This window comes from Pseudomonas sp. p1(2021b) (assembly GCF_020151015.1).
GTDB lineage: Bacteria > Pseudomonadota > Gammaproteobacteria > Pseudomonadales > Pseudomonadaceae > Aquipseudomonas > Aquipseudomonas putida_K.
Genome location: NZ_CP083746.1, coordinates 4,730,257 through 4,754,721 on the forward strand (window position 1 = coordinate 4,730,257; position 24,465 = coordinate 4,754,721).

General features: G+C 63.6%; 20 protein-coding genes. 3 read left to right on the plus strand and 17 right to left on the minus strand.

From position 1 onward, the window contains the following. Positions 1-243: 243 nt before the first annotated feature. From dtd to hutC, 9 genes are all read right to left on the minus strand, one after another. Positions 244-681, minus strand: coding sequence for a D-aminoacyl-tRNA deacylase (gene dtd, locus K8374_RS21970; RefSeq protein WP_224457189.1), 438 nt, complete (start codon positions 679-681; stop codon positions 244-246). After that, positions 678-1,649, minus strand: coding sequence for a prolyl aminopeptidase (gene pip / locus K8374_RS21975; RefSeq protein ID WP_084853967.1), 972 nt, complete (start codon positions 1,647-1,649; stop codon positions 678-680). Before pip ends, dtd begins: the two co-directional genes overlap by 4 nt. 212 nt (positions 1,650-1,861) lie before the next feature. Next, the gene (gene hutG / locus K8374_RS21980) at positions 1,862-2,665 is read right to left on the minus strand and encodes an N-formylglutamate deformylase (protein WP_224457190.1); all 804 of its coding nucleotides are present in this window, start codon (positions 2,663-2,665) and stop codon (positions 1,862-1,864) included. A 10-nt stretch (positions 2,666-2,675) separates the two neighbouring features. Continuing rightward, the gene (hutI, locus tag K8374_RS21985) at positions 2,676-3,881 is read right to left on the minus strand and encodes an imidazolonepropionase (protein ID WP_224457191.1); all 1,206 of its coding nucleotides are present in this window, start codon (positions 3,879-3,881) and stop codon (positions 2,676-2,678) included. A 15-nt stretch (positions 3,882-3,896) separates the two neighbouring features. Then, a complete protein-coding gene (locus tag K8374_RS21990) occupies positions 3,897-5,300 on the minus strand; it encodes an amino acid permease (protein ID WP_224457192.1) in 1,404 nt (467 codons plus the stop codon). Between the two features lie 134 nt (positions 5,301-5,434). Then, the gene (hutH, locus tag K8374_RS21995; protein ID WP_084853960.1) at positions 5,435-6,967 is read right to left on the minus strand and encodes a histidine ammonia-lyase; all 1,533 of its coding nucleotides are present in this window, start codon (positions 6,965-6,967) and stop codon (positions 5,435-5,437) included. A gap of 87 nt (positions 6,968-7,054) precedes the next feature. Further along, positions 7,055-8,728 carry a urocanate hydratase gene (gene hutU / locus K8374_RS22000; protein ID WP_196144020.1) on the minus strand — a complete coding sequence of 558 codons (1,674 nt, stop codon included), beginning with the start codon at positions 8,726-8,728 and terminating at the stop codon, positions 7,055-7,057. Positions 8,729-8,996: 268 nt separating this feature from the next. Beyond that, positions 8,997-9,569, minus strand: a complete 573-nt coding sequence (locus tag K8374_RS22005; protein WP_224457193.1) for a HutD family protein — start codon at positions 9,567-9,569, stop codon at positions 8,997-8,999. Continuing rightward, positions 9,566-10,276, minus strand: a complete 711-nt coding sequence (hutC, locus tag K8374_RS22010) for a histidine utilization repressor (protein WP_172402939.1) — start codon at positions 10,274-10,276, stop codon at positions 9,566-9,568. Before hutC ends, K8374_RS22005 begins: the two co-directional genes overlap by 4 nt. Before the next feature lie 145 nt (positions 10,277-10,421). Between hutC and K8374_RS22015 the strand changes: the two genes are divergently transcribed. Further along, on the plus strand, positions 10,422-11,786 hold the full coding sequence (locus K8374_RS22015; protein ID WP_224457194.1) for a formimidoylglutamate deiminase: 1,365 nt from the start codon (positions 10,422-10,424) through the stop codon (positions 11,784-11,786). A gap of 71 nt (positions 11,787-11,857) precedes the next feature. On the opposite strand, the gene K8374_RS22020 is transcribed toward K8374_RS22015, so the two are convergent. From K8374_RS22020 to K8374_RS22045, 6 genes are all read right to left on the minus strand, one after another. Beyond that, a complete protein-coding gene (locus tag K8374_RS22020; protein ID WP_224455813.1) occupies positions 11,858-12,820 on the minus strand; it encodes an IS110 family transposase in 963 nt (320 codons plus the stop codon). A gap of 242 nt (positions 12,821-13,062) precedes the next feature. Continuing rightward, positions 13,063-13,635 carry a lipocalin family protein gene (locus tag K8374_RS22025; RefSeq protein ID WP_224457195.1) on the minus strand — a complete coding sequence of 191 codons (573 nt, stop codon included), beginning with the start codon at positions 13,633-13,635 and terminating at the stop codon, positions 13,063-13,065. Continuing rightward, positions 13,632-13,886 carry an outer membrane protein assembly factor BamE gene (gene bamE / locus K8374_RS22030; protein WP_084853950.1) on the minus strand — a complete coding sequence of 85 codons (255 nt, stop codon included), beginning with the start codon at positions 13,884-13,886 and terminating at the stop codon, positions 13,632-13,634. Before bamE ends, K8374_RS22025 begins: the two co-directional genes overlap by 4 nt. 224 nt (positions 13,887-14,110) lie before the next feature. Beyond that, positions 14,111-14,707, minus strand: a complete 597-nt coding sequence (locus tag K8374_RS22035) for a DUF924 family protein (protein ID WP_224457196.1) — start codon at positions 14,705-14,707, stop codon at positions 14,111-14,113. A 3-nt stretch (positions 14,708-14,710) separates the two neighbouring features. Next, on the minus strand, positions 14,711-15,721 hold the full coding sequence (locus K8374_RS22040) for a class 1 fructose-bisphosphatase (RefSeq protein ID WP_051099541.1): 1,011 nt from the start codon (positions 15,719-15,721) through the stop codon (positions 14,711-14,713). Between the two features lie 244 nt (positions 15,722-15,965). Further along, on the minus strand, positions 15,966-18,416 hold the full coding sequence (locus K8374_RS22045) for a glycogen/starch/alpha-glucan phosphorylase (protein ID WP_224457197.1): 2,451 nt from the start codon (positions 18,414-18,416) through the stop codon (positions 15,966-15,968). Positions 18,417-18,597: 181 nt separating this feature from the next. Here K8374_RS22045 and K8374_RS22050 point away from each other — a divergent pair, with 181 nt between their 5' ends. Continuing rightward, positions 18,598-19,002, plus strand: coding sequence for a YkgJ family cysteine cluster protein (locus tag K8374_RS22050; RefSeq protein WP_224457198.1), 405 nt, complete (start codon positions 18,598-18,600; stop codon positions 19,000-19,002). A 203-nt stretch (positions 19,003-19,205) separates the two neighbouring features. Here K8374_RS22050 and typA read toward each other — a convergent pair whose 3' ends face one another. Together typA and thiI are read right to left on the minus strand one after the other, a co-directional pair. Further along, positions 19,206-21,026, minus strand: coding sequence for a translational GTPase TypA (typA, locus tag K8374_RS22055; RefSeq protein WP_084853944.1), 1,821 nt, complete (start codon positions 21,024-21,026; stop codon positions 19,206-19,208). 127 nt (positions 21,027-21,153) lie between these two features. Next, the gene (gene thiI / locus K8374_RS22060) at positions 21,154-22,608 is read right to left on the minus strand and encodes a tRNA uracil 4-sulfurtransferase ThiI (RefSeq protein ID WP_224457199.1); all 1,455 of its coding nucleotides are present in this window, start codon (positions 22,606-22,608) and stop codon (positions 21,154-21,156) included. 449 nt (positions 22,609-23,057) lie between these two features. Here thiI and glnA point away from each other — a divergent pair, with 449 nt between their 5' ends. After that, entirely contained in the window at positions 23,058-24,464 is a 1,407-nt protein-coding gene (gene glnA, locus K8374_RS22065) for a glutamate--ammonia ligase (RefSeq protein ID WP_084853940.1), read from the plus strand. The last annotated feature ends 1 nt before the right edge of the window (position 24,465 follow it).

The window sequence follows — 24,465 nt, forward strand, 5'->3', positions numbered from 1 at the left end:
AGATCATGAAACCAACGGCCAGCGACCAATGCCGGGTTGGCGAGCACTGTTCGGACCCCGTGAGGGCGCAATGATTCCCCAAACGGTTCCAGACAATGCTCGAGTCAGAGTGAAACGAGCCTGCGAACGCAGGCTCACGCAGCGCGCGATTATCCAGCAGGGCGCGTTACAACGCATCAGGCTGGAACAACTATTTATCGTACAAACCCTCTTGTTTTTCACGCAAACATAGGGTTTTTAAGCTCAAATTTGTAACATAAATGTCACTGGGCCATCATTGACCAGATGCACCTGCATATCGGCACCGAAACAGCCGCTGGCGACAGTGTCGTGCGCGGCGCGGGCTCGCTCGAGCAGGTAGTCGAACAATTCGGCGCCGAGGGCCGGCGGCGCCGCGGTGGAGAAGCTCGGGCGCATGCCGTTGCGGGTGTCGGCCGCCAGGGTGAACTGGGACACCAGCAGCAAGCCGCCGCCGATGTCCTTGAGCGACAGGTTCATCTTGCCCTGGGAATCGCTGAACACACGGTAGTTGAGCAGCTTGTGCAAAAGCTTGTCGGCGTGCTCGCGGGTATCCCCCGGCTCCACCGCCACCAGCACCAGCAGGCCTTGGTCGATAGCGCCGACGATTTCCCCCTCCACCTCTACCCGCGCGCCCCGCACGCGCTGCAGCAGGCCCTTCATGCTTCTTCCAGGGGCAGGTCGAGCAGGCGGCGGGCCATCTGGTCGGCGGCGCGCACCAGGGCATCGGTGATACCCGGCTCGGAGGCGGCATGGCCGGCGTCGCGGATCACCTTCAGCTCGCTGTTCGGCCAGGCCTGGTGCAGCGCCCAGGCGTTTTCCAGCGGGCAGATCACATCGTAGCGGCCGTGCACGATCACCGCGGGCAGGTGGGCGATCTTCGGCAGGTCACGGATCAGTTGGTCCGGCTCGAGGAAGGCATTGTTCATGAAGTAGTGGCATTCGATGCGGGCGATCGACAGGGCGCGCTGTGGCTCGGAGAAGCGGTCGACCACCAGCGGGTTGGGGCGCAGCGTCGCGGTGCGGCCCTCCCAGGTGGACCAGGCCTTGGCGGCGTGCATCTGGGCGATCTGGTCGTTGCCGGTCAGGCGCTTGTGGAAGGCCTTGACCAGGTCACCGCGCTCTTCCGGCGGAATCGGTGCGATGTAGTCCTGCCAGTAGTCCGGGAACAGGCGGCTGGCACCTTCCTGGTAGAACCATTGGATCTCCTGGGGGCGGCACAGGAAGATGCCCCGCAGGATCAGGCCATGGACGCGCTCGGGGTGGGTCTGGGCATAGGCCAGGGCCAGGGTGGAACCCCAGGAGCCGCCGAACAGCACCCATTTGTCGATCCCCAGGTGCTCGCGGATGCGCTCCAGGTCCTCGACCAGATGCCAGGTGGTGTTGTTCTCCAGGCTGGCGTGGGGCGTGGAACGGCCACAGCCGCGCTGGTCGAAGGTGATGATGCGGTACAGGTTGGGGTCGAAGTAGCAGCGGCTCTGGGCATCGCAGCCAGCGCCCGGGCCACCGTGGATGAACACCACCGGCAGACCTTCCGGCGAACCGCTTTCGTCGACATACAGCACATGCGGCGCTTCCACGGCCAGATCGTGCCGGGCGTAGGGTTTGATCTGCGGGTACAGGGTCTGCATTGCGCACTCCGTGTGAGGATTTAGTCTGCCGCCTGGCATCATAAACCTGAATTGCGCTTTGAGCATGTGTCGCGGTGAAACAGGTGGATGTCGATCGGGATACTGGGGCCGCTTTGCGCCCTTTCGCGGCACAAGGCCGCTCCTACAAGAACCTCGCGATCTCCTGTAGGAGCGGCCTTGTGCCGCGAAAGGGCTGCAAGGCAGCCCAAGTATCAACGCCCGTAGCGCTCCTTGCCCCAGGCCACGACGGTTTCCAGCAACCGCTTCAACACCACCTGGGTCGGCTGGGCCAGCTCCTCGCGGTAGGCGAACGGCTCGACCTCTTCCATGTAGGTGCTCTGCGCCAGCTCCAGTTGCACCGCATGGATGTGGTTCGCCGGGTCGCCGTAATGACGGGTGATGTGCCCGCCCTTGAAACGCCCGTTGAGCACAGAGGTGTAGCCCTGGGCCTGAGCGCAGACACCCAGCAGGCGCTCGGCCAGGACCGGGTCGCAGCTGGCGCCATTGAAGGTGCCCAGGTTGAAATCCGGCAACTTGCCGTCGAACAGGTGCGGGATGACCGAGTGGATCGAGTGGGCGTCCCACAACAGGGCATAGCCGTGAATCTCGCGCAGGCGCGCGAGTTCCTGTCGGATCGTCTCGTGGTAGGGCCGCCAGATCTGCTCCAGATAGCCCTTGCGCTCGTCCGCAGAGGGTTCCTGACCCGCCTTGAACAACGGCTCGCCCTCGAACAGCGTCGCCGGGTACAGGCCCGTCGTGGCGCCGGCATACAACGGCTTGTCGTCATCCGGGCGGTTCAGGTCGATGACGAACCGCGAATATTCCGCAGCCACCACGCTGGCACCCAGGTTTCGGGCGAAATCGTACAGCCGTGGGATATGCCAGTCGGTGTCCGGCAGGCTGCGCGCCTGCTCGACCAAACCGTCACGCACGGTCTCGGTCAGGCCAAGGCCTGCATGAGGCATGCTGATCAGCAGCGGCAGCTGGCCCTGGTGAAAACTCAATACCTTGTCCATGTGCCCTCGCTCAGTTGGATATCTCATGGCCCAGGCGTACCACCCGCTTGGGCAGGTCGCCGCCGAGCCAGTAGCTCAGATCCGCCGGGCGTTCGATCTGCCAGGCGACGAAGTCCGCCACCTTGCCCACCTCCAGCGAGCCGTGGCTTTCGCCCAGGCCCAGTGCCGTGGCGGCGTGCAGGGTGACGCCGGCAAGCGCCTCCTCGGGGGTCATGCGGAACAAGGTGCAGCCCATGTTCAGCATCAGGCGCAGCGACAACCCAGGCGAGGTGCCGGGGTTCAGGTCGCTGGCCAGGGCGATCTTCACGCCGTGGCGGCGCAGGGCCTCCATCGGCGGCAGCTGGGTTTCGCGCAGGAAATAGAACGCCCCCGGCAGCAGCACGGCGACGGTGCCGGCCTCGGCCATGGCGATGGCGTCTTCCTCGGTCATGAACTCCAGGTGGTCGGCCGACAGCGCATGGTAGCGCGCCGCCAGGCTCGAGCCGTGCAGCGACGACAGCTGCTCGGCGTGGAGCTTGACCGGCAGGCCCAGCTCGCGCGCCTTGATGAACACCTTCTCGACCTGGGCTGGCGAGAATGCCAGGTGTTCGCAGAAGGCATCCACCGCGTCCACTAGGCCTTCCTCGGCCAGGGCGGGCAGCATCTGGTCGCAGATATGCGCGATGTAGTCGTCCGCCCGGCCGGCGTATTCCGGCGGCAAGGCATGGGCAGCCAGGCAGGTGCTGCGCACGGTCAGCGGCAGCTCCTCGCCCAGGCGCCGGGCGACCCGCAGCATCTTGCGCTCGTTGGCCAGGTCCAGGCCGTAGCCGGACTTGATCTCCAGCGTGGTCATACCATCGCGCATCAATGCCTGGACCCGCTGGCGTGCACTGGCGAACAGCTCGTCCTCGCTGGCCGCACGGGTCGCCCGCACGGTGCTGGCGATACCGCCGCCCTGGGCGGCGATCTCGGCGTAGCTGACGCCCTGCAGGCGCTGCTCGAACTCGCCGCTGCGGTTACCACCGAACACCGCATGGGAGTGGCAATCGATCAGCCCCGGGGTGACCCAGGCGCCGCCCAGGTCGACCGTACGCTCGGCGTCGACCGACGGCTGTTCGCCACGTGGGCCGATCCATTCGATCCGCCCCGCGTTGGTGACGATCGCCGCATCCTCGATGATCGAGTAGCGGCCTTGGGCCATGGTCGCCACGTGACAGTGCTGCCAGAGGGTTCTCATAAGCGGTCTCCGTTTCTAGCGGTGCAGTTCGGCCGGCTCCCGGACTGGCTGGCCCTGCCCTGCCCGCGGCTTGCACCACAGCAGGTAGGAGGCCACCAGGAACACCACCCAGATGACGCCGACGATCAACGCAGCCTGAGTATCCGGGAAGTAACCAAGTACACCAAAGATGAACAACATGAAAGCGATGGCCATGGCCGGCCCGTAGGGCCAGAACGGCACGGGGAACTTCAGCTCGGCGACTTGCTGGGCGCTCAGGCGGCGACGCATGGCCACTTGGCTGACCAGGATCATCGTCCATACCCACACGGTGGCGAAGGTGGCGATCGAGGCGATCAGCAGGAACACGTTCTCCGGGATCAGGTAGTTCAGCAGCACGCCGACCAGCAGCGCAGCGCCCATCACCAGCACGGTCATCCATGGCACGCCGTGGCGGGACAGTTTGCCGAAGCTGCGCGGCGCATGGCCTTGCTGGGCCAGGCCATACATCATGCGGCCGGCGCCGAAGATGTCGCTGTTGATGGCCGACACCGCGGCCGAGATCACCACCACGTTCAGCACGGCAGCGGCCGAACCAATGCCCAGGTTGCTGAAGATCTGCACGAATGGGCTGCCCTGGCTGCCGATCTGCGGCCAGGGGTACAGGCACATCAGCACGAACAGGGTGAGCACGTAGAACAGCAGGATGCGCAGCGGCACGGCGTTGATCGCCTTGGGGATGACGCGTTGCGGGTCCTTGGCTTCACCGGCGGTGACACCGATGATCTCGATGCCACCGAAGGCGAACATCACCACGGCGAAGCAAGCGATCAGGCCGCCGATACCGTTGGGCATGAAGCCGCCATTGCTGACCAGGTTGCTCACACCGACGGTGGTTTCGGTGGTGGCGTGGCCCAGGCCGAAGATCATGATGCCGAAGCCGGCCAGGATCATGGCGACGATCGCCCCGACCTTGAGCAGCGACAGCCAGAACTCCATTTCGCCGAAGACCTTGACGTTGCACAGGTTAAGGCCGCCGATGATGAAGACGATGCCCAGCACCCAGATCCAGCGGGCCACTTCCGGGAACCAGAAGCCCATGTAGATCCCGAATGCGGTGACGTCGGCGATGGCGACGATGACCATCTCGAAGGCGTAGGTCCAGCCGAGGATGAAGCCCGCCATGGGGCCGAGGTAGGTACTGGCGTAGTGACCGAAGGAGCCGGCCACCGGGTTGTGCACGGCCATCTCACCGAGGGCGCGCATGACCATGAACACCGCCGCGCCACCGATCAGGTAGGCCAGCAGGACGGCCGGGCCGGCCATCTGGATGGCTGAGGCCGAACCGTAGAACAGCCCGGTACCGATCGCGGAACCGAGCGCCATGAAACGAATGTGCCGGGCCGATAGCCCGCGCTTGAGACCTTGGGTTTGTTGCATGTCACGTCCTTCTTGAATTGTTCTTGTGGTCGTGAAATAGAAGGGGCTGCTACGCAGCCCAATCGCGGGGCAAGCCCGCTCCTACAGGTACGGCGAGGTCCCTGTGGGAGCGGGCTTGTCCCGCGATGGCGATGTCACAGGCTTGGCAGGACGCCGGCCGGCAGCAGGCTGGTCAAGGTCCCTTTGGCCAGCAGCTCGGCGGCGATTTCGATGTCCGGCGCGAAGAAGCGGTCACGGTCGTAGTGCGGCACTTCGCGGCGCAGGGCCTGGCGCGCCTGTTCCAGCTTGGCGGAGGTCTTCAGGCCCTTGCGCAGGTCCAGGCCCTGGCAGGCGCCCAGCCATTCGATGGCGAGCACACCACGGGTGTTCTCGGCCATTTCCCACAGGCGCTTGCCGGCGGCAGGGGCCATCGACACGTGGTCTTCCTGGTTGGCGGAGGTCGGCAGGCTGTCGACGCTGTGCGGATGCGACAGGGCCTTGTTCTCGCTGGCCAGGGCGGCAGCGGTGACCTGGGCGATCATGAAGCCGGAGTTCACCCCACCGTTCTCCACCAGGAACGGCGGCAGCTGGGACATGTGCTTGTCCATCATCAGCGAGATACGGCGCTCGCTCAGCGAGCCCATTTCGGCGATGGCCAGGGCGATGTTGTCGGCGGCCATGGCCACAGGCTCGGCGTGGAAGTTGCCACCGGAGATCACGTCGCCTTCGGCGGCGAATACCAGCGGGTTGTCCGACACGGCGTTGGCTTCGATGCCCAGCACTTCGGCCGCCTGGCGGATCTGGGTCAGGCAGGCGCCCATGACTTGCGGCTGGCAACGCAGGGAGTACGGGTCCTGGACCTTGTCGCAGTTCTTGTGCGACAGCGAAACTTCGCTGGAGTCGCCCAGCAGGTCGCGGAAGCAGGCGGCGGTGTCGATCTGGCCACGCTGGCCACGCACTTCATGAATGCGCGCATCGAACGGCGAGCGCGAACCCAGTGCCGCTTCGACGCTCAGGCCGCCACAGGCGATGGCCGCGGCGTACAGGTCTTCGGCGGCGAACAGGCCGCGCAGGGCATAGGCGGTGGATGCCTGGGTGCCGTTGAGCAGGGCCAGGCCTTCTTTCGCGGCCAGGGTCAGCGGCTCCAGGCCGGCGACCGCCAGGGCTTCGGTGGCTGGCAGCCACTGGCCTTTGTGGCGGGCCTTGCCTTCACCCAGCAGCACCAGCGACATGTGGGCCAGCGGTGCCAGGTCGCCCGAGGCGCCTACCGAGCCCTTGAGCGGGATGTGCGGGTAGACTTCGGCGTTGACCAGGGCGATCAACGCGTCGATGACCTTGCGGCGGATGCCGGAGAAGCCACGGCTGAGGCTGTTGATCTTCAGCACCATGATCAGGCGCACCAGGGCGTCGTCCAGCGGCGCGCCGATACCGGCGGCGTGGGACAGCACCAGCGAGCGCTGCAGGTTTTCCAGGTCATGGCTGGCGATGCGGGTCGAGGCCAGCAGGCCGAAACCGGTATTGATGCCGTAGGCAGTACGGTCTTCGGCGATGATCTGCTCGACGCAGGCGACGCTGGCGTCGATCGCCGGGATTGCGCTGGCGTCCAGCTGCAGGCGTACAGGCGCTGCGTGGACAGCACGCAGTTGGGCCAGGGTCAGGGTGCCGGGCTTGAGAGTCAGGTCGGTCACTTCGCTACTCCAATTCGCATGGGGCCCGCAGGCCCCTTCTTGTTGTTCAGTATCAACGTTGTTCGGCGACAGCCAAAGGAACGCCGATCAGCCCGTGATCATCGGCAGGTCCAGGCCCTGCTCCTTGGCGCAGTCGATGGCGATCTGGTAGCCGGCGTCGGCGTGGCGCATGACGCCGGTCCCTGGGTCGTTGGTCAGTACGCGGGCGATACGTGCAGCGGCTTCGTCGGTACCGTCGCAGACGATGACCATGCCCGAGTGCTGGGAGAAGCCCATGCCTACGCCGCCGCCGTGGTGCAGCGAAACCCAGGTGGCGCCGCCTGCGGTGTTGAGCAGCGCGTTGAGCAGCGGCCAGTCGGAGACAGCATCGGAGCCGTCACGCATGGCTTCGGTCTCGCGGTTCGGGCTGGACACGGAACCGGAGTCCAGGTGGTCGCGGCCGATGACGATCGGCGCGGACAGCTCGCCGCTGCGGACCATTTCGTTGAACGCCAGGCCCAGCTTGGCGCGCAGGCCCAGGCCAACCCAGCAGATACGTGCCGGCAGGCCCTGGAAGCTGATGCGCTCGCGGGCCATGTCCAGCCAACGGTGCAGGTGGGCGTCGTCCGGGATCAGTTCCTTGACCTTGGCGTCGGTCTTGTAGATGTCCTCGGCATCGCCCGACAGCGCCGCCCAGCGGAACGGGCCGACACCACGGCAGAACAGCGGGCGGATGTAGGCCGGTACGAAGCCAGGGAAGTCGAAGGCATTGGCTACGCCCTCTTCCTTGGCCATCTGGCGGATGTTGTTGCCGTAGTCGAAGGTCGGCACGCCCATCTTCTGGAAGTCGAGCATGGCTTGTACGTGTACGGCCATCGATTGCTTGGCCGCTTTGACCACGGCAGCGGCGTCGGTCTGGGCGCGGTCGCGGTACTCTTCCCAGGTCCAGCCGGCCGGCAGGTAGCCGTTGAGCGGGTCGTGGGCGCTGGTCTGGTCGGTGACCATGTCCGGGCGCACGCCACGCTTGACCAGCTCAGGCAGGATTTCGGCAGCGTTGCCGTGCAGGGCGATGGAGATGGCCTTGCCTTCGGCGGTGTACTTGGCGATGCGCGCCAGGGCGTCGTCCAGGTCCTTGGCCTGCTCGTCCACGTAGCGGGTCTGCAGGCGGAAGTCGATGCGGCTCTGCTGGCACTCGATGTTCAGCGAGCAGGCACCGGCCAGGGTCGCGGCCAGAGGCTGGGCGCCGCCCATGCCACCGAGGCCTGCGGTCAGGACCCACTTGCCGGTCAGGTTGCCATTGTAGTGCTGGCGGCCTGCTTCGACGAAGGTTTCGTAGGTGCCCTGGACGATGCCCTGGCTGCCGATGTAGATCCAGCTGCCGGCGGTCATCTGGCCGTACATGGCCAGGCCCTTGGCGTCCAGTTCGTTGAAGTGTTCCCAGTTGGCCCAGTGCGGCACCAGGTTGGAGTTGGCGATCAGCACGCGCGGGGCGTTGGCGTGGGTCTTGAAGACACCGACCGGCTTGCCGGACTGCACCAGCAGGGTCTCGTCGTCTTCCAGGCGGGTCAGGGTCTCGACGATCTTGTCGTAGCACTCCCAGTTACGCGCGGCACGGCCGATACCGCCGTAGACCACCAGTTCCTTCGGGTTCTCGGCGACCTGCGGGTCGAGGTTGTTCATCAGCATGCGCAGCGGCGCTTCGGTCAGCCAGCTCTTGGCGGTCAGCTTGTTGCCACGCGGGGCGCGGATTTCTACGTCACGGTATTTGTTGTTGTCAGTCACGGGTGTGTCCTCTGCGGTCGGTGTCGACGGCGGTGTGTCGATGGCGATATACAAACACACCTTTACTTGTACATACAAGCATGGACAACTAAATTTTTTCTACCGTTCCTCGGGAAACCGAAAAACCAAAGGGGCCGCTGCGCGACCCAATCGCGGGACAAGCCCGCTCCCACAGGCTCGCGTTGCCCTTGAGGCGGCGCGGTACCTGTGGGAGCGGGCTTGTCCCGCGATTGAGGCTGCGCAGCAGCCCCCTTTCACGATGCCAGGCTTAACGCGGCATCAATTCGATCAGGCAGAACCGCCCTTGCACATCCAGCCTCAGCAGCTCTTCGTTGCCCTCCAGGCGCAGGCAGTCATACAAGCCCAGCCGCTGCACCCCATGCCCCGATACGCTCGCCTCGACATGCCCGCTGGCCGCGAACAGCAGCACCGTCGAGGCCGAGCTGTATAACCGCTGCGTGCCATCGAACCATTGCAGCCGCGCCCGGTAGCGTTGCGGCGCGTAGATCAGGTTGAAGTCGCGGATCGGCCCGCCCAGCAGCTTGCAGCTGACCTGGCTTTCGCCCCTGAAGGCGAAGGCATCGAACGGCAGCAATGGCCGGCTGGCCTGGCCGTCGACCAGCAGGCGCATGCCATCGCCCTGGAGCACGGTGATGATCCGCTGGTAACCGGCGAAGGTGGAAAACCCGCCGGACTCCTCGATATCGGCGATCGACAAGCGCCAGCCAAAACCCTCCAGGCCCTCGCCGGCGTCGCGGGTAATCTCTTCGGTGAAGCCTCCACCGTTCTTCCAGGGCATGCGCGGGTAGTCTTGGGCGCGCAACAGCTGCAATTGACTCATTTGCTGAATCGTCCTTCCAGGCGATGACGGGAACCAGGGTGGATCAGGCGTGCGGCGGTCACCGGCTGACGGCCGGACCAGGTGCGACGGCGGATCAGCAGGCACGGCTCGCCGCGCTCGATCTGCAACAGGCGGCATTCCTCGGGCTCGGCCAGGATCGCCTCGACCACGTGCTCGCCCTCGGTCAACGGGGCGACCTGCGACAGGTAGGCGTAGGGCGTCTGCCGGGTGAAATCCTGCTTGAGGTAGTCCGGGGCGATCTGCGCGTTGACGTAGCGGTCCTCGATCTGCACTGGCACGCCGTTTTCGTAGTGCACGATGAGCGAATGGAACACCCGCTGCCCTTCGCGCATGTCCAAGGCCAAGGCACGCTCGGAGCCGGCCGCTTCCTCGGCGAGGCGGATCACCTGGCAGCTATGCTGGTGGCCACGGCCGGCGATCTCGTCAGCGATGTTGTTGACCTCGAACAGCGCCGAACGGGTCTTGGGCTCGGCCACGAAGGTGCCGACGCCCTGCATGCGCACCAGCAGCCCTTCGGCGGTGAGTTCGCGCAGGGCACGGTTGATGGTCATGCGGCTGAAGCCCAGCTGGCTGACCAGCTCGCTTTCCGAGGGAACCCGGTGGTGCGGCGGCCAGCTGCCGTTTTCGATCTGCTGGACGATCATCTGCTTGACCCGGGCATACAGCGGCGCCGGACCTTCGCCCATCTGGGCAACCAGCGCGGAGACAGGAGGTGTCGGCACGGCGTTGAATCCTTGTGCAATTGGTTGAACGGTAGCTTGCCGCAGTTTACCCGGCACGCAAACGCCTGTATATGTATATACAAGTTAAACAATAACAGGATTTTTCCCAATGCCTGCCTTTTTCGCCGAACGCGCCCTGCTGCCCACTGGCTGGGCCAGCAATGTCCGCCTGGAAGTCGCCGAAGACGGTCGTCTGAGCCACGTCGAGGCCAACGCCTCGGCCGAGGGCGCCGAGCGCCTGGCCGGCCCGCTGCTGCCGGGCATGCCCAACCTGCATTCCCATGCCTTCCAGCGCGCCATGGCAGGCCTTGCGGAAGTGGCCGGCAACCCCAACGACAGCTTCTGGACCTGGCGCGACCTGATGTACCGCCTGGTCGGCCGGATCACGCCGCAACAGCTCCAGGTCATCGCCCGCCAGCTGTACATCGAAATGCTCAAGGCCGGCTATACCTCGGTGGCCGAGTTCCATTACGTGCACCACGACCACAATGGCCACGCCTATGCTGACGCCGCCGAGCTGTCGCTGCGCATCAGTGCCGCCGCCGCCGACACCGGCATCGGCCTGACCCTGCTGCCGGTGCTCTACAGCCATGCAGGCTTCGGCGGCCAGGCGCCGAGCGAAGGCCAGCGCCGTTTCATCAACTCCAGCGAGCAGTACCTGCGCCTGCAACAGCAGCTCGCCCCGCAGCTGGCGGCGCAACCTGCCCAGCGCCTGGGCCTGTGCTTCCACTCCCTGCGCGCGGTCACCCCTGGGCAGATCGCCGAGGTGTTGGCTGCCAGCGACCAACGTTGCCCGGTGCACATCCATATCGCCGAACAGCAGAAGGAAGTCGACGACTGCCTGGCCTGGAGTGGCCTGCGCCCCCTGCAATGGCTCTATGAAAACGTCGAGGTAGACGAACGCTGGTGCCTGGTCCATGCGACCCACGCCGAGCCCGATGAAGTCAGCGCCATGGCCCGCAGCCGCGCCGTGGCCGGCCTGTGCCTGACCACCGAGGCCAACCTGGGCGACGGTATCTTCCCGGCCGTGGATTTCATGGCCCAGGGCGGGCGCATGGGCATCGGCTCGGACAGCCACGTGTCACTGAGCGTGGTGGAAGAGCTGCGCTGGCTGGAATACGGCCAACGCCTGCGCGACCAGCGACGCAACCGGCTGTATCGCGGCGACCAGCCGATGGTTGGCCGGACCTTGTACGACGCAGCCTTGGTCGGCGGCGCCCAGGCGATGGGCCAACCCATCGGCGAACTGGCCGTAGGCAAGCGCGCCGACTGGCTGGTGCTCGATGGGCAAGACCCTTACCTGGCGACGGCGAACGGGGATGCCATTCTCAACCGCTGGCTGTTCGCCGGCGGCGATCGCCAGGTGCGCGACGTGATGGTCAACGGGCAATGGGTGGTGCGCCAGGGGCGGCACGAACAGGAAGAGGCGAGTGCGCAGGCGTTCGTCGAGGTACTGCGCCAGCTGCTCGACTGACGACGGCAAGGGCTTCGCCCTTGATCGCGAGCCCGCTCCCACAGTGATCACCGTCACCCTTGTGGGAGATTCTATGGTTGTGGGCAAGCATTTTTAGCTGTTCTGGTGACGTATTCGCCCTGACTCTTCAATAGGGCGAATGCGACTCTGGCGAGCTTCCTGGCCAAGATCACCAGGGCCTCGGTAGTAGCCTTACCTTTGCTCCTGTGGTGTGCATACACCTCTTTCCAGGCCACTGATCGACTAGCCGACATTGCCGCATTGTGCAGAAGGCGTCGTATCTCAGAGCAGCCCCGCTTGGTGAGCCGCCGACGGCCGGTTTTTTGCCCGGAGTCAGAGATTTGCAAGTCCATGCCCAAGAAAGCGATGAATGAATCACCATTCTTGAAGTCCCCCCGGATAAACGCTGTCACCAACCCCACAGCGGTCAAAAATCCGATGCCTTCTATCTTTTGGCAGCGGGCGACCTGCTCGCTTAATCCGGCTTCGCGCACCAACTCCTTGAGCTTTTTCTGAAGCAGTACATCGAGTTTCTCCATGTTCTTGGCAAAGGATTTGAACACGGTCTCAAGGCTTCTTTCATTGGACCAGCTTTGCATCAAGGCGGTGCGTGCCGAGACCAGCGAGGCGCGGCGACGCAGAAGGCTCTGGAGCTTGCCGTAGACGGCTGGAGGTGGGCTCCAGGGACGTAGTCCACTGCCTTCGCGGGAAAGATAGCGAGAGAGTAGATAAGCGTCAGAGGCGTCCGTCTTCACCCGACCACCGACGCTCTTTCGATAGTTACTGAGCTGGAAGCCATCGACCACGTAGACTGCAAAGCCTTTTTCATAAGCCATCTCCACCAGGTCGAGATGGTAGGTATTCGTTGCTTCGACGCAGATAGCGGTATTGGCGGGTTGTTGTCCCAGCCATTTTTTGATTTCGGGTTTGGTATTTTTCAGCGAGGACTGTTCATCACGGTCTTCGAAATGGACAACCAATTCGACTTTGGCCACATCCACACCAATGATGAATTGGCTTACCTGCATTGCCATTGGCCACACTCCCACGTATGGTTTTTCTGCTTGGAGGGGTTTTCACCAAGAGGCGCTGGCTTGCTTCTATCGTCGCTTGCAAACGATGCATTCTTTATCGGCGCTTTGGTGAAGGGGTGGGGCGATGTCTCCCACGGTCTGTACTGCGGCTAACAGTCAGAATCGGCTTTTTCGTCCCACCACCCCTTCAAGTATCACCATACAAGCGGGCTTGTCCCGCGATCGCGATCCAGCAGCAGAACTCAGTGCGAAGCGACGATCTGCTTGTCCGACGCCCGCCAGATCAGGCGGGTGGTGTCGTACCCCTGCTGCCGGGCCTTGGCCAGCAGGCTCTCGCGCTCCACCGCCGGCAGGCTCTGGGTCCGCGACAGGATCCACAGGTATTTGCGGTCCGGGCTGCCGACGATCGCCGTGCGGTAGCGCTCGTCCACGTACAGCACCCAGTACTCGCCCTTGGCCACACCCGGCACCAGATGCGTGAACCAGTTGTTGAACTCCACCCACAACCGGTCATTGTGCCCCTGCTCCTGCGGCCAGGCCGAACCCTCGGCGCGCAACCACTCACCGTCGATCATGCGGCAGCGGTTCAGCACGCCCATCGAACCATCGGGCTTGAGGTTGTAATGGGCCTCGGACTGGGCACAATCGCGCTGGTAAGGCATCGGCAACCGCGCCAGCTCGAACCATTTGCCCTCATAGCGCTTCAGGTCGAGACCGCCTGCGGTCTTAGGCGCCAGCGGGTCGCTCGGGGACGTGGCGCAACCGCCCAGCAGCAACGCTGCACAAACCGCCAGCAGCAGGTGGATACGCTTCATTTGAGACCCTGCCCGGAATACATCAAGACCTTGTCGGCAGCGTACTGAACGCTGATGAAGCTCTTCTCGTCGCCCCAGGTGCAGCTGCTCATGCCCAGCGCCCCCGAACATTCTGCCGGGGTGCCGAGCAGTTGCTCGACCTCGGCCTTGCTCATGCCGGCCTTGAGCTTGGAATAGTTTTCCTGGTTGATCTTGCTGCAGGCAGTCAGGACGACGCACAAGGACAACAGGGCGAGGGAACGCAACGACATGAAGGGACACTCCTGGAGATGAAGGCACAGGCATGGTGACCTGCAGACAGCTTAGAAGGCAAAAAGCCGCCTCGGTTCCCTGCTCCCCTGGGTTTGTGCCTACACCGTTGGTCGGCTGGCGTGAACCTTGCGAACCTGTTCACATCGCCAAAACGATTGCGGGGCGAACCCGCCCCCCCTGCATCACGCATGAGAGCGGCTTTGCCCCGCAAAGGCCTGCTGGCCTAGAAACGCGAGCCTGGCTCGAGCAGGAAGTCCATCTCTTCATCGGTGCTCGGCCGGCCCAGCACCAGGTTGCGGTGCGGGAAGCGGCCGAAGCGGGCGATCACCCGTTGGTGCTGCTCGGCGTAATCGAGGAACCCTTCGAACAGGCGGCGGTTGGCCTCGGGCTGTTCCTCCAGCAGGGCCTGGTAGCGCTCGACGCACAGGTTCTGCCAGTCCAGCACCTCGGCGTGCTCCAGCACCAGCAGCACGAACACCCGCTGGATCGGCAACAGCTGGTAGTCCCAGCCCTTCTGCAAACCCTGCATGGCCACTACCTGGGCACGCCGGTCGCCCTCGAAGGCGCGCGGCGAGTCCCGGTAAATCATGCGCGGCAGCTGATCGAGCAACAGGAGCAGGCCAAGCCAACCCTGGGGGCTCTGCTGCCATTCGTCCAAGCCGCCGGCCAGGGCATGCTCGACCAGCTCGCCAAAGTACTCACGGGCTTCATCGTCATGGTGCTTGCCGAACCACAGCGTGCTCTTCTCGTCAGCCACGGCCTGGGGGCTGGTGCCCCAACCGAACCACCATTCCAGTAAAGGCTGCCAAGGTGCGAGCATGACTTACTCCTTGTGATAGGCGGTGACGCGCTCGACCTCTTCCTTCGAGCCCAGGATCACCGACACGCGCTGGTGCAGGCTTTCGGGCTGGATGTCGAGGATGCGATCGTAACCGTTGGTGGACGCGCCGCCGGCCTGCTCGATGATGAACGACATCGGGTTGGCTTCGTACATCAGGCGCAGCTTGCCCGGCTTGCTGGGTTCGCGGGCATCGCGTGGGTACATGAATAGGCCGCCACGGGTGAGGATGCGGTGCACGTCGGCCACCATCGAGGCGATCCAGCGCATGTTGTAGTTCTTCTTCAGCGGGCCGGTCTCGCCAGCCAGCAGTTCGCCCACGTAGCGCTGCACCGGGGCTTCCCAGTGACGCTGGTTGGACATGTTGATGGCGAACTCGGCGGTGCTTTCCGGCACGCGGATGTTCTCATGGGTCAGGACGAAGCTGCCCAGCTCGCGGTCCAGGGTGAAGCCCTTGACGCCGTTGCCCAGGGTCAGGATCAGCATGGTCTGCGGGCCGTAGATGGCGTAGCCGGCGGCGACCTGCTGGGTGCCCGGCTGGAGGAACGCCTTCTCGTTCAGGGTTTCGTTCTGGCTCAGGTATTCGTTGGGGCAACGCAATACCGAGAAGATGGTACCGACCGAGACGTTGACGTCGATGTTCGACGAGCCGTCCAGCGGGTCGAAGACCAGCAGGTAGGCCCCCTTGGGGTACTTGCCCGGGATCTGATAGGCGTTGTCCATTTCCTCGGACGCCATGCCGGCCAGGTGGCCGCCCCACTCGTTGGCCTCGAGCAGGATGTCGTTGGAGATCACGTCGAGCTTCTTCTGCACTTCGCCCTGCACGTTTTCGGTGCCCATGCTGCCCAGTACGCCGCCCAGGGCCCCTTTGGACACGTGGTGGCTGATTTCCTTGCACGCACGCGCCACCACTTCGATCAGGAAGCGCAGATCGGCAGGGGTATTGTTGCTGCGGGTCTGCTCAATCAGATAGCGACTCAGGGTAACGCGGGACATGTATGGCTCCGAAATGGAAAGGGGGAGAAAAACCCCCGCAGTTTACAGGGAGAGTGGCGGGCTAGCGAGCGATGAGACTCGACTGGTCGTTCAGACGGCACAATAGGTCGGTAGTTCAGCGCCCGCCAGGCCGGCGGTCGGAGCGCGCGGCCATTCGCGGGTAAACCCGCTCCCACAGGTTTGTCGCAGGCTTCGGGAGCTGAGCGGGCCTGTGGGAGCGGGTTGACCCGCGAATGGCTTCACCTCAGTCCAGCGCCTTCCAGATCTCGCTGGCATACTCGCGAATGGTCCGGTCCGACGAGAACCAGCCCATCCGCGCGGTGTTGAGCACCGCCATGCGCCACCAGCTCTGGGGTTGGTGCCACAGCGCCTCGACCCGTCGCTGGGCCTCCCAGTAGGCATCGAAATCGGCACACACCAGGAAACGGTCATGGGCCACCAGCGCATCCACAAGGCCCGTGTAGCGCGCCGGGTCGTCGGGTGAAAAGACGCCGCTGCGGATCGCCTCGAGCACATCGCCCAGGCGGTTCGACGCTGCGATCGCAGCGCCGGCACCGAAGTCCCCGGCACGCTTGCGTGCCTCCACTTGCTGGGCCGTGAGACCGAAGATGAACATGTTCTCGGTACCGACCTGCTCGCTCATCTCGACATTGGCGCCATCGAGGGTGCCGATGGTCAGTGCGCCGTTGAGGCCGAACTTCATGTTGCTGGTGCCAGAGGCTTCGTAGCCGGCGGTGGAGATCTGCTCGGACAGGTCCGCCGCCGGGATGATGCTCTCGGCCAGGCTGACGTTGTAGTTAGGCAGGAACACCACCTTGAGCAGGCCGCGCACGGTCGGGTCGTTGTTGACCACCCGGGCGATGTCGTTGGCCAGCTTGATGATCAGCTTGGCCTGGTGGTAGCTGGCCGCGGCCTTGCCGGCGAAGATCTTCACCCGTGGTACCCAGTCGATGTCCGGCTCGGCGCGCATGGCCTGGTACAGGGCCACGGTGTGCAGCAGGTTGAGCAGCTGGCGCTTGTATTCGTGGATCCGCTTGACCTGGACGTCGAACAGCGCCTCGGGGTTGACCGTCACCCCGACCCGGTCCTGGATGATGCTGGCCAGGGCGCGCTTGCTGTGCAGGCGCTGGGCGGCGAACTGCTTGCGGAAGGTGGTCTTGTCGGCGAACGGTACCAGCGCCTTCAGTTGCCCCTCGGGGTCGTCCAGCACCTGCTCGCCCAGCGCCTCCACCAGCATGGCGGTGAGCTGCGGGTTGGCCTGGTACAGCCAGCGGCGGAAGGTGATGCCGTTGGTCTTGTTGTTGATCCGTTGCGGGTAGAGCTTGTGCAGCTCGGCGAATACCGTGCTGCGCATCAGCTTGCTGTGCAGGGCCGACACCCCGTTGACGCTGTGCGAACCGAGGAACGCCAGGTTGCCCATGCGTACCCGCCGACCGTTGTCCTCCTCGATCAGCGACACCGCGCGCAGAACGTCGAAGTCATGCAGGCCTTTGGCCCGCAATGCATCGATGTGGTAGGCGTTGATCAGATAGATGATTTGCATGTGGCGCGGCAGCATGCGCTCCATCAGCGCCACCGGCCAGGTTTCCAGGGCCTCGGGCAGCAGGGTGTGGTTGGTGTAGGCCAAGGTCCCGACAGTCAGCTCCCAGGCGGTGTCCCAGGGGATTTCATGCTGGTCGACCAACAGCCGCATCAATTCGGCCACGGCGATCGAGGGGTGGGTGTCGTTGAGCTGGATGGCCGCCGCATCCGGCAGGTTGAGCAGGTTGTCATGCATGTTCAGGTGCCGGCGCAGCAGGTCCTGCAACGATGCCGAGACGAAGAAGTATTCCTGGCGTAGGCGCAGCTCCTGGCCCGCCTCGGTGCTGTCGGCCGGATAGAGGACCCGCGAAATGCTCTCGGCCCGCGCCACCTCGGCGACCGCGCCGAGGTGATCGCCGGCGTTGAAGCGCTCCAGGTGCAGCTCTTCCATGGCCCGGGCACGCCACAGGCGCAAGGTGTTGACGCTCGCCCCACGCCAGCCGACCACCGGGGTGTCGTAGGCCACCGCCCGCACCGTCTCGCCCGGCCACCAGACCTGGCGTGGCTGGCCATGGGTGTCGTACACGGTCTCGACGCTGCCGCCAAAGCTGATCGGGTAGATCACCTCGGCGCGCTCGAACTCCCACGGGTTGCCGAAGTCCAGCCAATTCTCGGTCTGCTCCTGCTGCCAGCCATCGACCATGGCCTGGCGGAACAGGCCGTGTTCGTAGCGGATGCCATAGCCATGGGCGGCGATGCCCAGGGTCGACATGCTCTCCATGAAGCACGCCGCCAGGCGACCGAGGCCGCCGTTGCCCAGCGCGGCGTCCGGCTCCAGCAGACGGATGCGCTCCAGGTCTACGTCCAGCCCCACCAAGGCTTCGCGGGCGATCTCCAGCAGGCCCAGATTGCTGAGGCTGTCGTAGAGCAGGCGGCCGATGAGAAATTCCAGGGAGAGGTAGTAGACCCGCTTCTGGCTGCGCCGGTAGGCCTGACGGGTGTGGTCCATCCAATGGTCGACCATGTGATCGCGGGCAGCCAGGGCGATGGCTTCGAACCAGTCGTGGTCGAAGGCATGCTCCGGATCCTTGCCGACCGCGTAGGTCAGCTTGGCCAGTACAGCGGCGCGGAACTCGGCCACCTCTGCGTCACGAGCTTTGGGTTCCTGGGACATGCGGCATCCTCGGGCAAGTTGACGAAAGCACAGGTTGTTCAGCCTAGACGCTTCGACACAGAGCGTCAGCGAGGGTTCGAGGTTTTCATGCCCGCTCGGCGATTCGGGCAAAAGGTTGTTCACAAATTGAACAACTCCGGTATCATCGCGCGCCCCGCAAACCGTGATATGCCCCAAGAAAATGAAACCGACCCTGATCACCGCCGCCGAAGTCGACCGCCTGGAAACCTGGCAACGCTATGCCAGCCACATGTGCGGAGGCTGCCACTCGACCTGTTGCACACTGCCGGTGGAAGTGAAGATCAAGGACCTGATCCGCATTGGCGTGGTGGACGAGTTCGAAAAAGACGAGCCGCCGAAGAACATCGCCAAGCGCCTGCAGAAAGACGGCATCATCGAGCGCTTCAACCAGAAGTCGGGGATCTTCACCCTGACGCGCATGAGCAATGACGATTGCCTGTACCTGGATCGCAAGAGCCGCTTGTGCACCATCTATGACAAGCGGCCCGACACCTGCCGCAACCACCCCAAGGTCGGGCCGCGGCCGGGGTATTGCGCCTACAAGCCCAAGGTGGTCGGGCGCTGAGCCTGTTTCAGTCGAGAATTCGGGGCCGCTTCGCGCCCCTTTCGCGGCGCAAGGCCGCTCCTACAGGAGATCACGCCCCCGTGTAGGAGCGGCCTTGCGCCGCGAAAGGGCCGCAAAGCGGCCCCTAACTTTCTTGAAGACAAACAAAAACGCCCCCGGCCTTTCGACCGGGGGCGTTTTCGTTTCAGCTCAGGCTAAATGAATCAAGCCTTGGCTTTCTTGGCAGCGCGGGTACGCTCGCCTTCGTCGAGGATCTTCTTGCGCAGACGGATCGACTTCGGCGTGACTTCGCACAGCTCGTCGTCCTGGATGAATTCCAGGGCCTGTTCGAGGGTGTGGCGAACCGGCGGTACCAGGGCGATGACTTCGTCCTTGCCCGAAGCACGCATGTTGTCGAGTTTCTTGCCTTTGGTCGGGTTCACGCCCAGGTCGTTGTCACGGCTGTTCAGGCCGATGATCTGACCGTTGTAGATGTCCTGGCCATGCTCGATGAACAGCTTGCCACGAGCCTGCAGGGTTTCCAGCGAGTAGGTCAGGGCCTTGCCGGTCTCGATCGACACCAGCACACCGTTCAGACGGCCCGACATGGTGCCTGGCTTCATGGTGTCGTAGCGATCGAAGATCGAGGTCAGGATGCCCGCACCGTTGGTCAGGGTCAGGAACTGGTTACGGAAACCGATCAGGCCACGGGCCGGAACGTTGTACTCCAGACGCACACGGCCCTTGCCATCCGGCGCCATGTTGGTCAGGTCGCCCTTACGCAGGCCCATCTCTTCCATGACCTTGCCCTGGGATTCTTCAGGGATGTCGATGGTGACGTTCTCGAACGGCTCCTGCTTGACACCGTTGACTTCGCGGATGATCACTTCAGGACGGCCTACGGCCATTTCGAAGCCTTCGCGACGCATGGTTTCGATCAGCACCGACAGGTGCAGCTCACCACGGCCGGACACCTTGAACTTGTCGGCCGAGTCGCCTTCTTCGACGCGCAGGGCCACGTTGTACAGCAGCTCTTTGTCCAGGCGCTCCTTGATGTTGCGGCTGGTGACGAACTTGCCTTCCTTGCCGCAGAACGGCGAGTCGTTGACCTGGAAGGTCATCGAAACGGTCGGCTCGTCGACGGTCAGCGGCTTCATCGCTTCGACGTGGTTCATGTCGCACAGGGTGTCGGAAATGAACAGCTCGTCGAAGCCGCTGATGCAGACGATGTCGCCCGCGGTGGCTTCTTCGACGTCGACGCGGTGCAGGCCGTGGTGGCCCATCAGCTTGAGGATACGGCCGTTGCGCTTCTTGCCTTCGGTGTCGATGGCGACGACCGGGGTGTTCGGCTTGACGCGGCCACGGGCGATACGGCCAACACCGATGACGCCCAGGAAGCTGTTGTAGTCCAGCGCAGAGATCTGCATCTGGAACGGGCCGTCGACGTCAACGGTCGGAGCGGGCACGTGGTCGACGATGGCCTGGTACAGCGGGGTCATGTCTTCGGCCATGTTGGTGTGGTCCAGGCCGGCGATGCCGTTCAGGGCCGAGGCGTAGACGACCTGGAAGTCCAGCTGGTCGTCGGTGGCGCCGAGGTTGTCGAACAGGTCGAAGATCTGGTCCAGAACCCAGTCAGGACGTGCGCCCGGACGGTCGACCTTGTTGATCACGACGATCGGCTTGAGGCCGGCTTCGAAGGCCTTCTTGGTCACGAAGCGGGTTTGCGGCATCGGGCCGTCCTGGGCGTCGACCAGCAGCAGCACGGAGTCGACCATCGACATCACGCGCTCTACTTCACCACCGAAGTCGGCGTGGCCGGGGGTGTCGACGATGTTGATGCGGTAGTCGTTCCAGCGGATGGCGGTGTTCTTCGCCAGGATGGTAATGCCGCGCTCCTTTTCCTGGTCGTTGGAGTCCATCACGCGCTCGTCGTTGAGCTCGTTACGCTCCAGGGTGCCGGACTGGCGCAGGAGTTTGTCGACCAGGGTGGTTTTGCCATGGTCAACGTGGGCGATGATGGCGATGTTACGCAGATTTTCGATCACAACTGTATCTCGATCAGAGGATTCGGTTGCCGCCAGTGTAGGCGGCGAATATGTAAGGTTTGCGGCTCAGCGGGTCCGGTGGTCGGGAGGGCGATGGCGGATGCTGCCGCCATACAGCCCTGGGGTCTTATGTCGGACGATAAACACGCACATTGGCATGTCCCTCACTGAGCAGGTGGTGTGCGTGCAGGCGGCTCATCACACCCTTGTCGCAATACAGCAGGTACTGGCGGTTGGCATCCAGGTGCTTGAACTTGCTGTTGATGGCATAGAACGGCATGGCCTGGACTTCGACGCCTTCGATCACCAGGGGTTCGTCTTCCTGGGCATCGGGGTGGCGGATGTCGAGGACGATCTGGCCCGGCAACGCCTCGGCCACTTCCTCAATCTCGACGTCCTTGCCCAGCTCGTCGATCACGTGGTCGATGGAGATGAACTTGGCGCGCTCCATGGCGCGCTCGAGCACCGCCATGTCGAACTGCTTCTCTTCGTGCTCCATGCGGTGGCGCTTGGCATGGGTGGTCGGGTTCACCGAGATCACGCCGCAGTATTCAGGCATGTGCTTGGCAAACTCGGCGGTGCCGATCTGGTAGGCGGTGTCGATGATGTCCTGCTTGTGGCTGGCCAGCAGCGGGCGCAGCACCAGCTTGTCGGTGGCCGAGTCGATGATCGACAGGTTCGGCAGGGTCTGGCTGGACACCTGGGAAATCGCCTCGCCGGTGACCAGGGCCTCGATCTCCAGGCGGTCGGCCATGCGCGCGGCGGCGCGCAGCATCATGCGCTTGAGGGTCACGCCCATGTAGCTGTTGTCGACCTTGTTGAGGATCTCACCCACCACTTCCTCGAAAGGCACGCTGATGAACAGCACGCGCTGGCTGCTGCCGAACTTCTTCCACAGGTAATGGGCCACTTCCATCACGCCCAGTTCGTGGGCACGACCGCCGAGGTTGAAGAAGCAGAAGTGGGTCATCAGGCCGCGGCGCATCATCTGGTAGGCAGCGACGGTGGAGTCGAAGCCGCCGGACATCAACACCAGGGTCTGCTCCAGGGCGCCCAGCGGGTAACCGCCGATGCCCTGGTGCTGGTTGTGGATCACGTACAAACGCTGGTCGCGGATCTCGATGCGCACCAGGACTTCCGGGGCCTTGAGGTCGATGCCGGTGGCGCCGCACTGCTGGCGCAGCTGGCTGCCGACGTAGCGATCGACATCCATCGAGGTGAAGTCATGATGCCCGCCTCGCTTGCAACGCACGGCGAAGCGCTTGCCGGCCAGCAGGTGGCCAAAATGGTGCTTGCACTTCTCGACAATATCGTCGAAGTCACCCAGCGGGTACTCCTCGACTTGCAGGAAGTGGGTGATACCTGGGGTGCAGGTCAGGCGTTCGATCATTTCGCGCTGGATCTTCTCGTCCTCGACGCGGGTGACCACCTCGAGATTGTCCCAGACACCATCGACCACGAGCTCCGGATCCAAGTCCTTGAGCACGACGCGGATGTTCTTGCCGAGCTGGCGGATGAAACGCTTGCGCACCGGCCGGCTCTTGATGGTGATCTCTGGGAAGACTTTGACGATAAGTTTCATTGGTTTAACAGCGCGCGCAGGGCCTGCCGAAAATGAGGGGCGCGAATTATAGCGGAAATAGCTCAAGGTTTGAGCAACTTTTGATCAGGACATGGATTTATGTTGCCTGTGCGGGCCTCATCGCGGGACAAGCCCGCTCCCACCGAGAGCCCGTTGTGCGCAATTCCCTGTAGGAGCGGGCTTGTCCCGCGATGGGGCGCACAGGACCACCGTCGCACCACAATGGTGCGCAACTTCAAAAAAACGCATCTTATGGGTGCATTTTCAAAGGTTCCCTTTAGGCAAAATGCCCGCCAACGCCCCCTTTTATCCCACCCTCGCCATTTTCGAGCACTGGCATGCAAATTGCTCTCTTGTGAGGCAGGTAAGCTTGGCCGACTATCCGCGCCCGGCGACACCCTTTTTCCAGGGCAGCGGCCCACCGCGCCCTAGACCATCCGGAGGACAACATGTCGAAGTCGGTTCAACTCATCAAAGATCATGACGTCAAGTGGATTGATCTGCGTTTCACGGACACCAAAGGCAAGCAGCACCACGTCACCATGCCCGCTCGCGATGCGCTGGAAGACGACTTCTTCGAAGCCGGCAAGATGTTCGACGGCTCGTCGATCGAAGGCTGGAAAGGTATCGAAGCCTCCGACATGATCCTGATGCCGGACGACGCGTCCGCCGTCCTGGACCCGTTCACCGAAGAACCGACCCTGATCCTGGTCTGCGACGTGGTCGAGCCGTCCACCATGCAAGGCTACGACCGTGACCCACGCGCCATCGCCAAGCGCGCCGAGGAATACCTCAAGACCACCGGCATCGGCGACACCGTGTTCGTCGGCCCGGAGCCTGAGTTCTTCATCTTCGACCAGGTCAAGTTCAAGTCCGACATCTCCGGCTCCATGTTCAAGATCTACTCCGAACAGGGCTCCTGGATGACCGACCAGGACGTCGAAGGCGGCAACAAGGGCCACCGCCCTGCCGTCAAGGGCGGCTACTTCCCGGTTCCGCCGTGCGACCACGACCACGAAATCCGTACTGCCATGTGCAACGCCATGGAAGAAATGGGCCTGGTCATCGAAGTTCACCACCACGAAGTGGCCACCGCCGGCCAGAACGAAATCGGTGTGAAGTTCAACACCCTGGTCACCAAGGCTGACGAAGTCCAGACCCTGAAGTACTGCGTGCACAACGTGGCCGACGCCTACGGCAAGACCGCCACCTTCATGCCCAAGCCGCTGTACGGCGACAACGGCTCGGGCATGCACGTCCACATGTCGATCTCCAAGGACGGCAAGAACACCTTCTCCGGCGAAGGCTATGCCGGCCTGTCCGATACCGCCCTGTACTTCATCGGCGGCATCATCAAGCACGGCAAGGCCCTGAACGGCTTCACCAACCCGGCCACCAACTCCTACAAGCGTCTGGTGCCTGGCTTCGAAGCCCCGGTCATGCTGGCCTACTCGGCCCGTAACCGTTCGGCCTCGATCCGTATCCCGTACGTTTCCAGCCCGAAAGCCCGCCGTATCGAAGCGCGCTTCCCGGACCCGGCCGCCAACCCGTACCTGTGCTTCGCCGCCCTGCTGATGGCCGGCCTGGACGGTATCCAGAACAAGATCCACCCAGGCGATGCCGCCGACAAGAACCTGTACGACCTGCCGCCTGAAGAGGCCAAGGAAATCCCGCAGGTCTGCGGCAGCCTGAAGGAAGCCCTGGAAGAACTGGACAAGGGCCGTGCGTTCCTGACCAAGGGCGGCGTGTTCTCCGACGACTTCATCGATGCCTACATCGAGCTGAAGTCCGAAGAAGAGATCAAGGTCCGCACCTTCGTCCACCCGCTGGAATACGATCTGTACTACAGCGTGTGAT

Excerpts from the sequence above, each read along its gene's own strand:
- dtd (WP_224457189.1), bottom strand. The coding sequence starts at position 681 with ATGAAGGGCCTGCTGCAGCGCGTGCGGGGCGCGCGGGTAGAGGTGGAG.
- pip (WP_084853967.1), bottom strand. The coding sequence starts at position 1,649 with ATGCAGACCCTGTACCCGCAGATCAAACCCTACGCCCGGCACGATCTG.
- hutG (WP_224457190.1), bottom strand. The coding sequence starts at position 2,665 with ATGGACAAGGTATTGAGTTTTCACCAGGGCCAGCTGCCGCTGCTGATC.
- hutI (WP_224457191.1), bottom strand. The coding sequence starts at position 3,881 with ATGAGAACCCTCTGGCAGCACTGTCACGTGGCGACCATGGCCCAAGGC.
- K8374_RS21990 (WP_224457192.1), bottom strand. The coding sequence starts at position 5,300 with ATGCAACAAACCCAAGGTCTCAAGCGCGGGCTATCGGCCCGGCACATT.
- K8374_RS22005 (WP_224457193.1), bottom strand. The coding sequence starts at position 9,569 with ATGAGTCAATTGCAGCTGTTGCGCGCCCAAGACTACCCGCGCATGCCC.
- hutC (WP_172402939.1), bottom strand. The coding sequence starts at position 10,276 with ATGGGCGAAGGTCCGGCGCCGCTGTATGCCCGGGTCAAGCAGATGATC.
- K8374_RS22015 (WP_224457194.1), top strand. The coding sequence starts at position 10,422 with ATGCCTGCCTTTTTCGCCGAACGCGCCCTGCTGCCCACTGGCTGGGCC.
- K8374_RS22020 (WP_224455813.1), bottom strand. The coding sequence starts at position 12,820 with ATGGCAATGCAGGTAAGCCAATTCATCATTGGTGTGGATGTGGCCAAA.
- K8374_RS22025 (WP_224457195.1), bottom strand. The coding sequence starts at position 13,635 with ATGAAGCGTATCCACCTGCTGCTGGCGGTTTGTGCAGCGTTGCTGCTG.
- bamE (WP_084853950.1), bottom strand. The coding sequence starts at position 13,886 with ATGTCGTTGCGTTCCCTCGCCCTGTTGTCCTTGTGCGTCGTCCTGACT.
- K8374_RS22035 (WP_224457196.1), bottom strand. The coding sequence starts at position 14,707 with ATGCTCGCACCTTGGCAGCCTTTACTGGAATGGTGGTTCGGTTGGGGC.
- K8374_RS22040 (WP_051099541.1), bottom strand. The coding sequence starts at position 15,721 with ATGTCCCGCGTTACCCTGAGTCGCTATCTGATTGAGCAGACCCGCAGC.
- K8374_RS22045 (WP_224457197.1), bottom strand. The coding sequence starts at position 18,416 with ATGTCCCAGGAACCCAAAGCTCGTGACGCAGAGGTGGCCGAGTTCCGC.
- K8374_RS22050 (WP_224457198.1), top strand. The coding sequence starts at position 18,598 with ATGAAACCGACCCTGATCACCGCCGCCGAAGTCGACCGCCTGGAAACC.
- thiI (WP_224457199.1), bottom strand. The coding sequence starts at position 22,608 with ATGAAACTTATCGTCAAAGTCTTCCCAGAGATCACCATCAAGAGCCGG.
- glnA (WP_084853940.1), top strand. The coding sequence starts at position 23,058 with ATGTCGAAGTCGGTTCAACTCATCAAAGATCATGACGTCAAGTGGATT.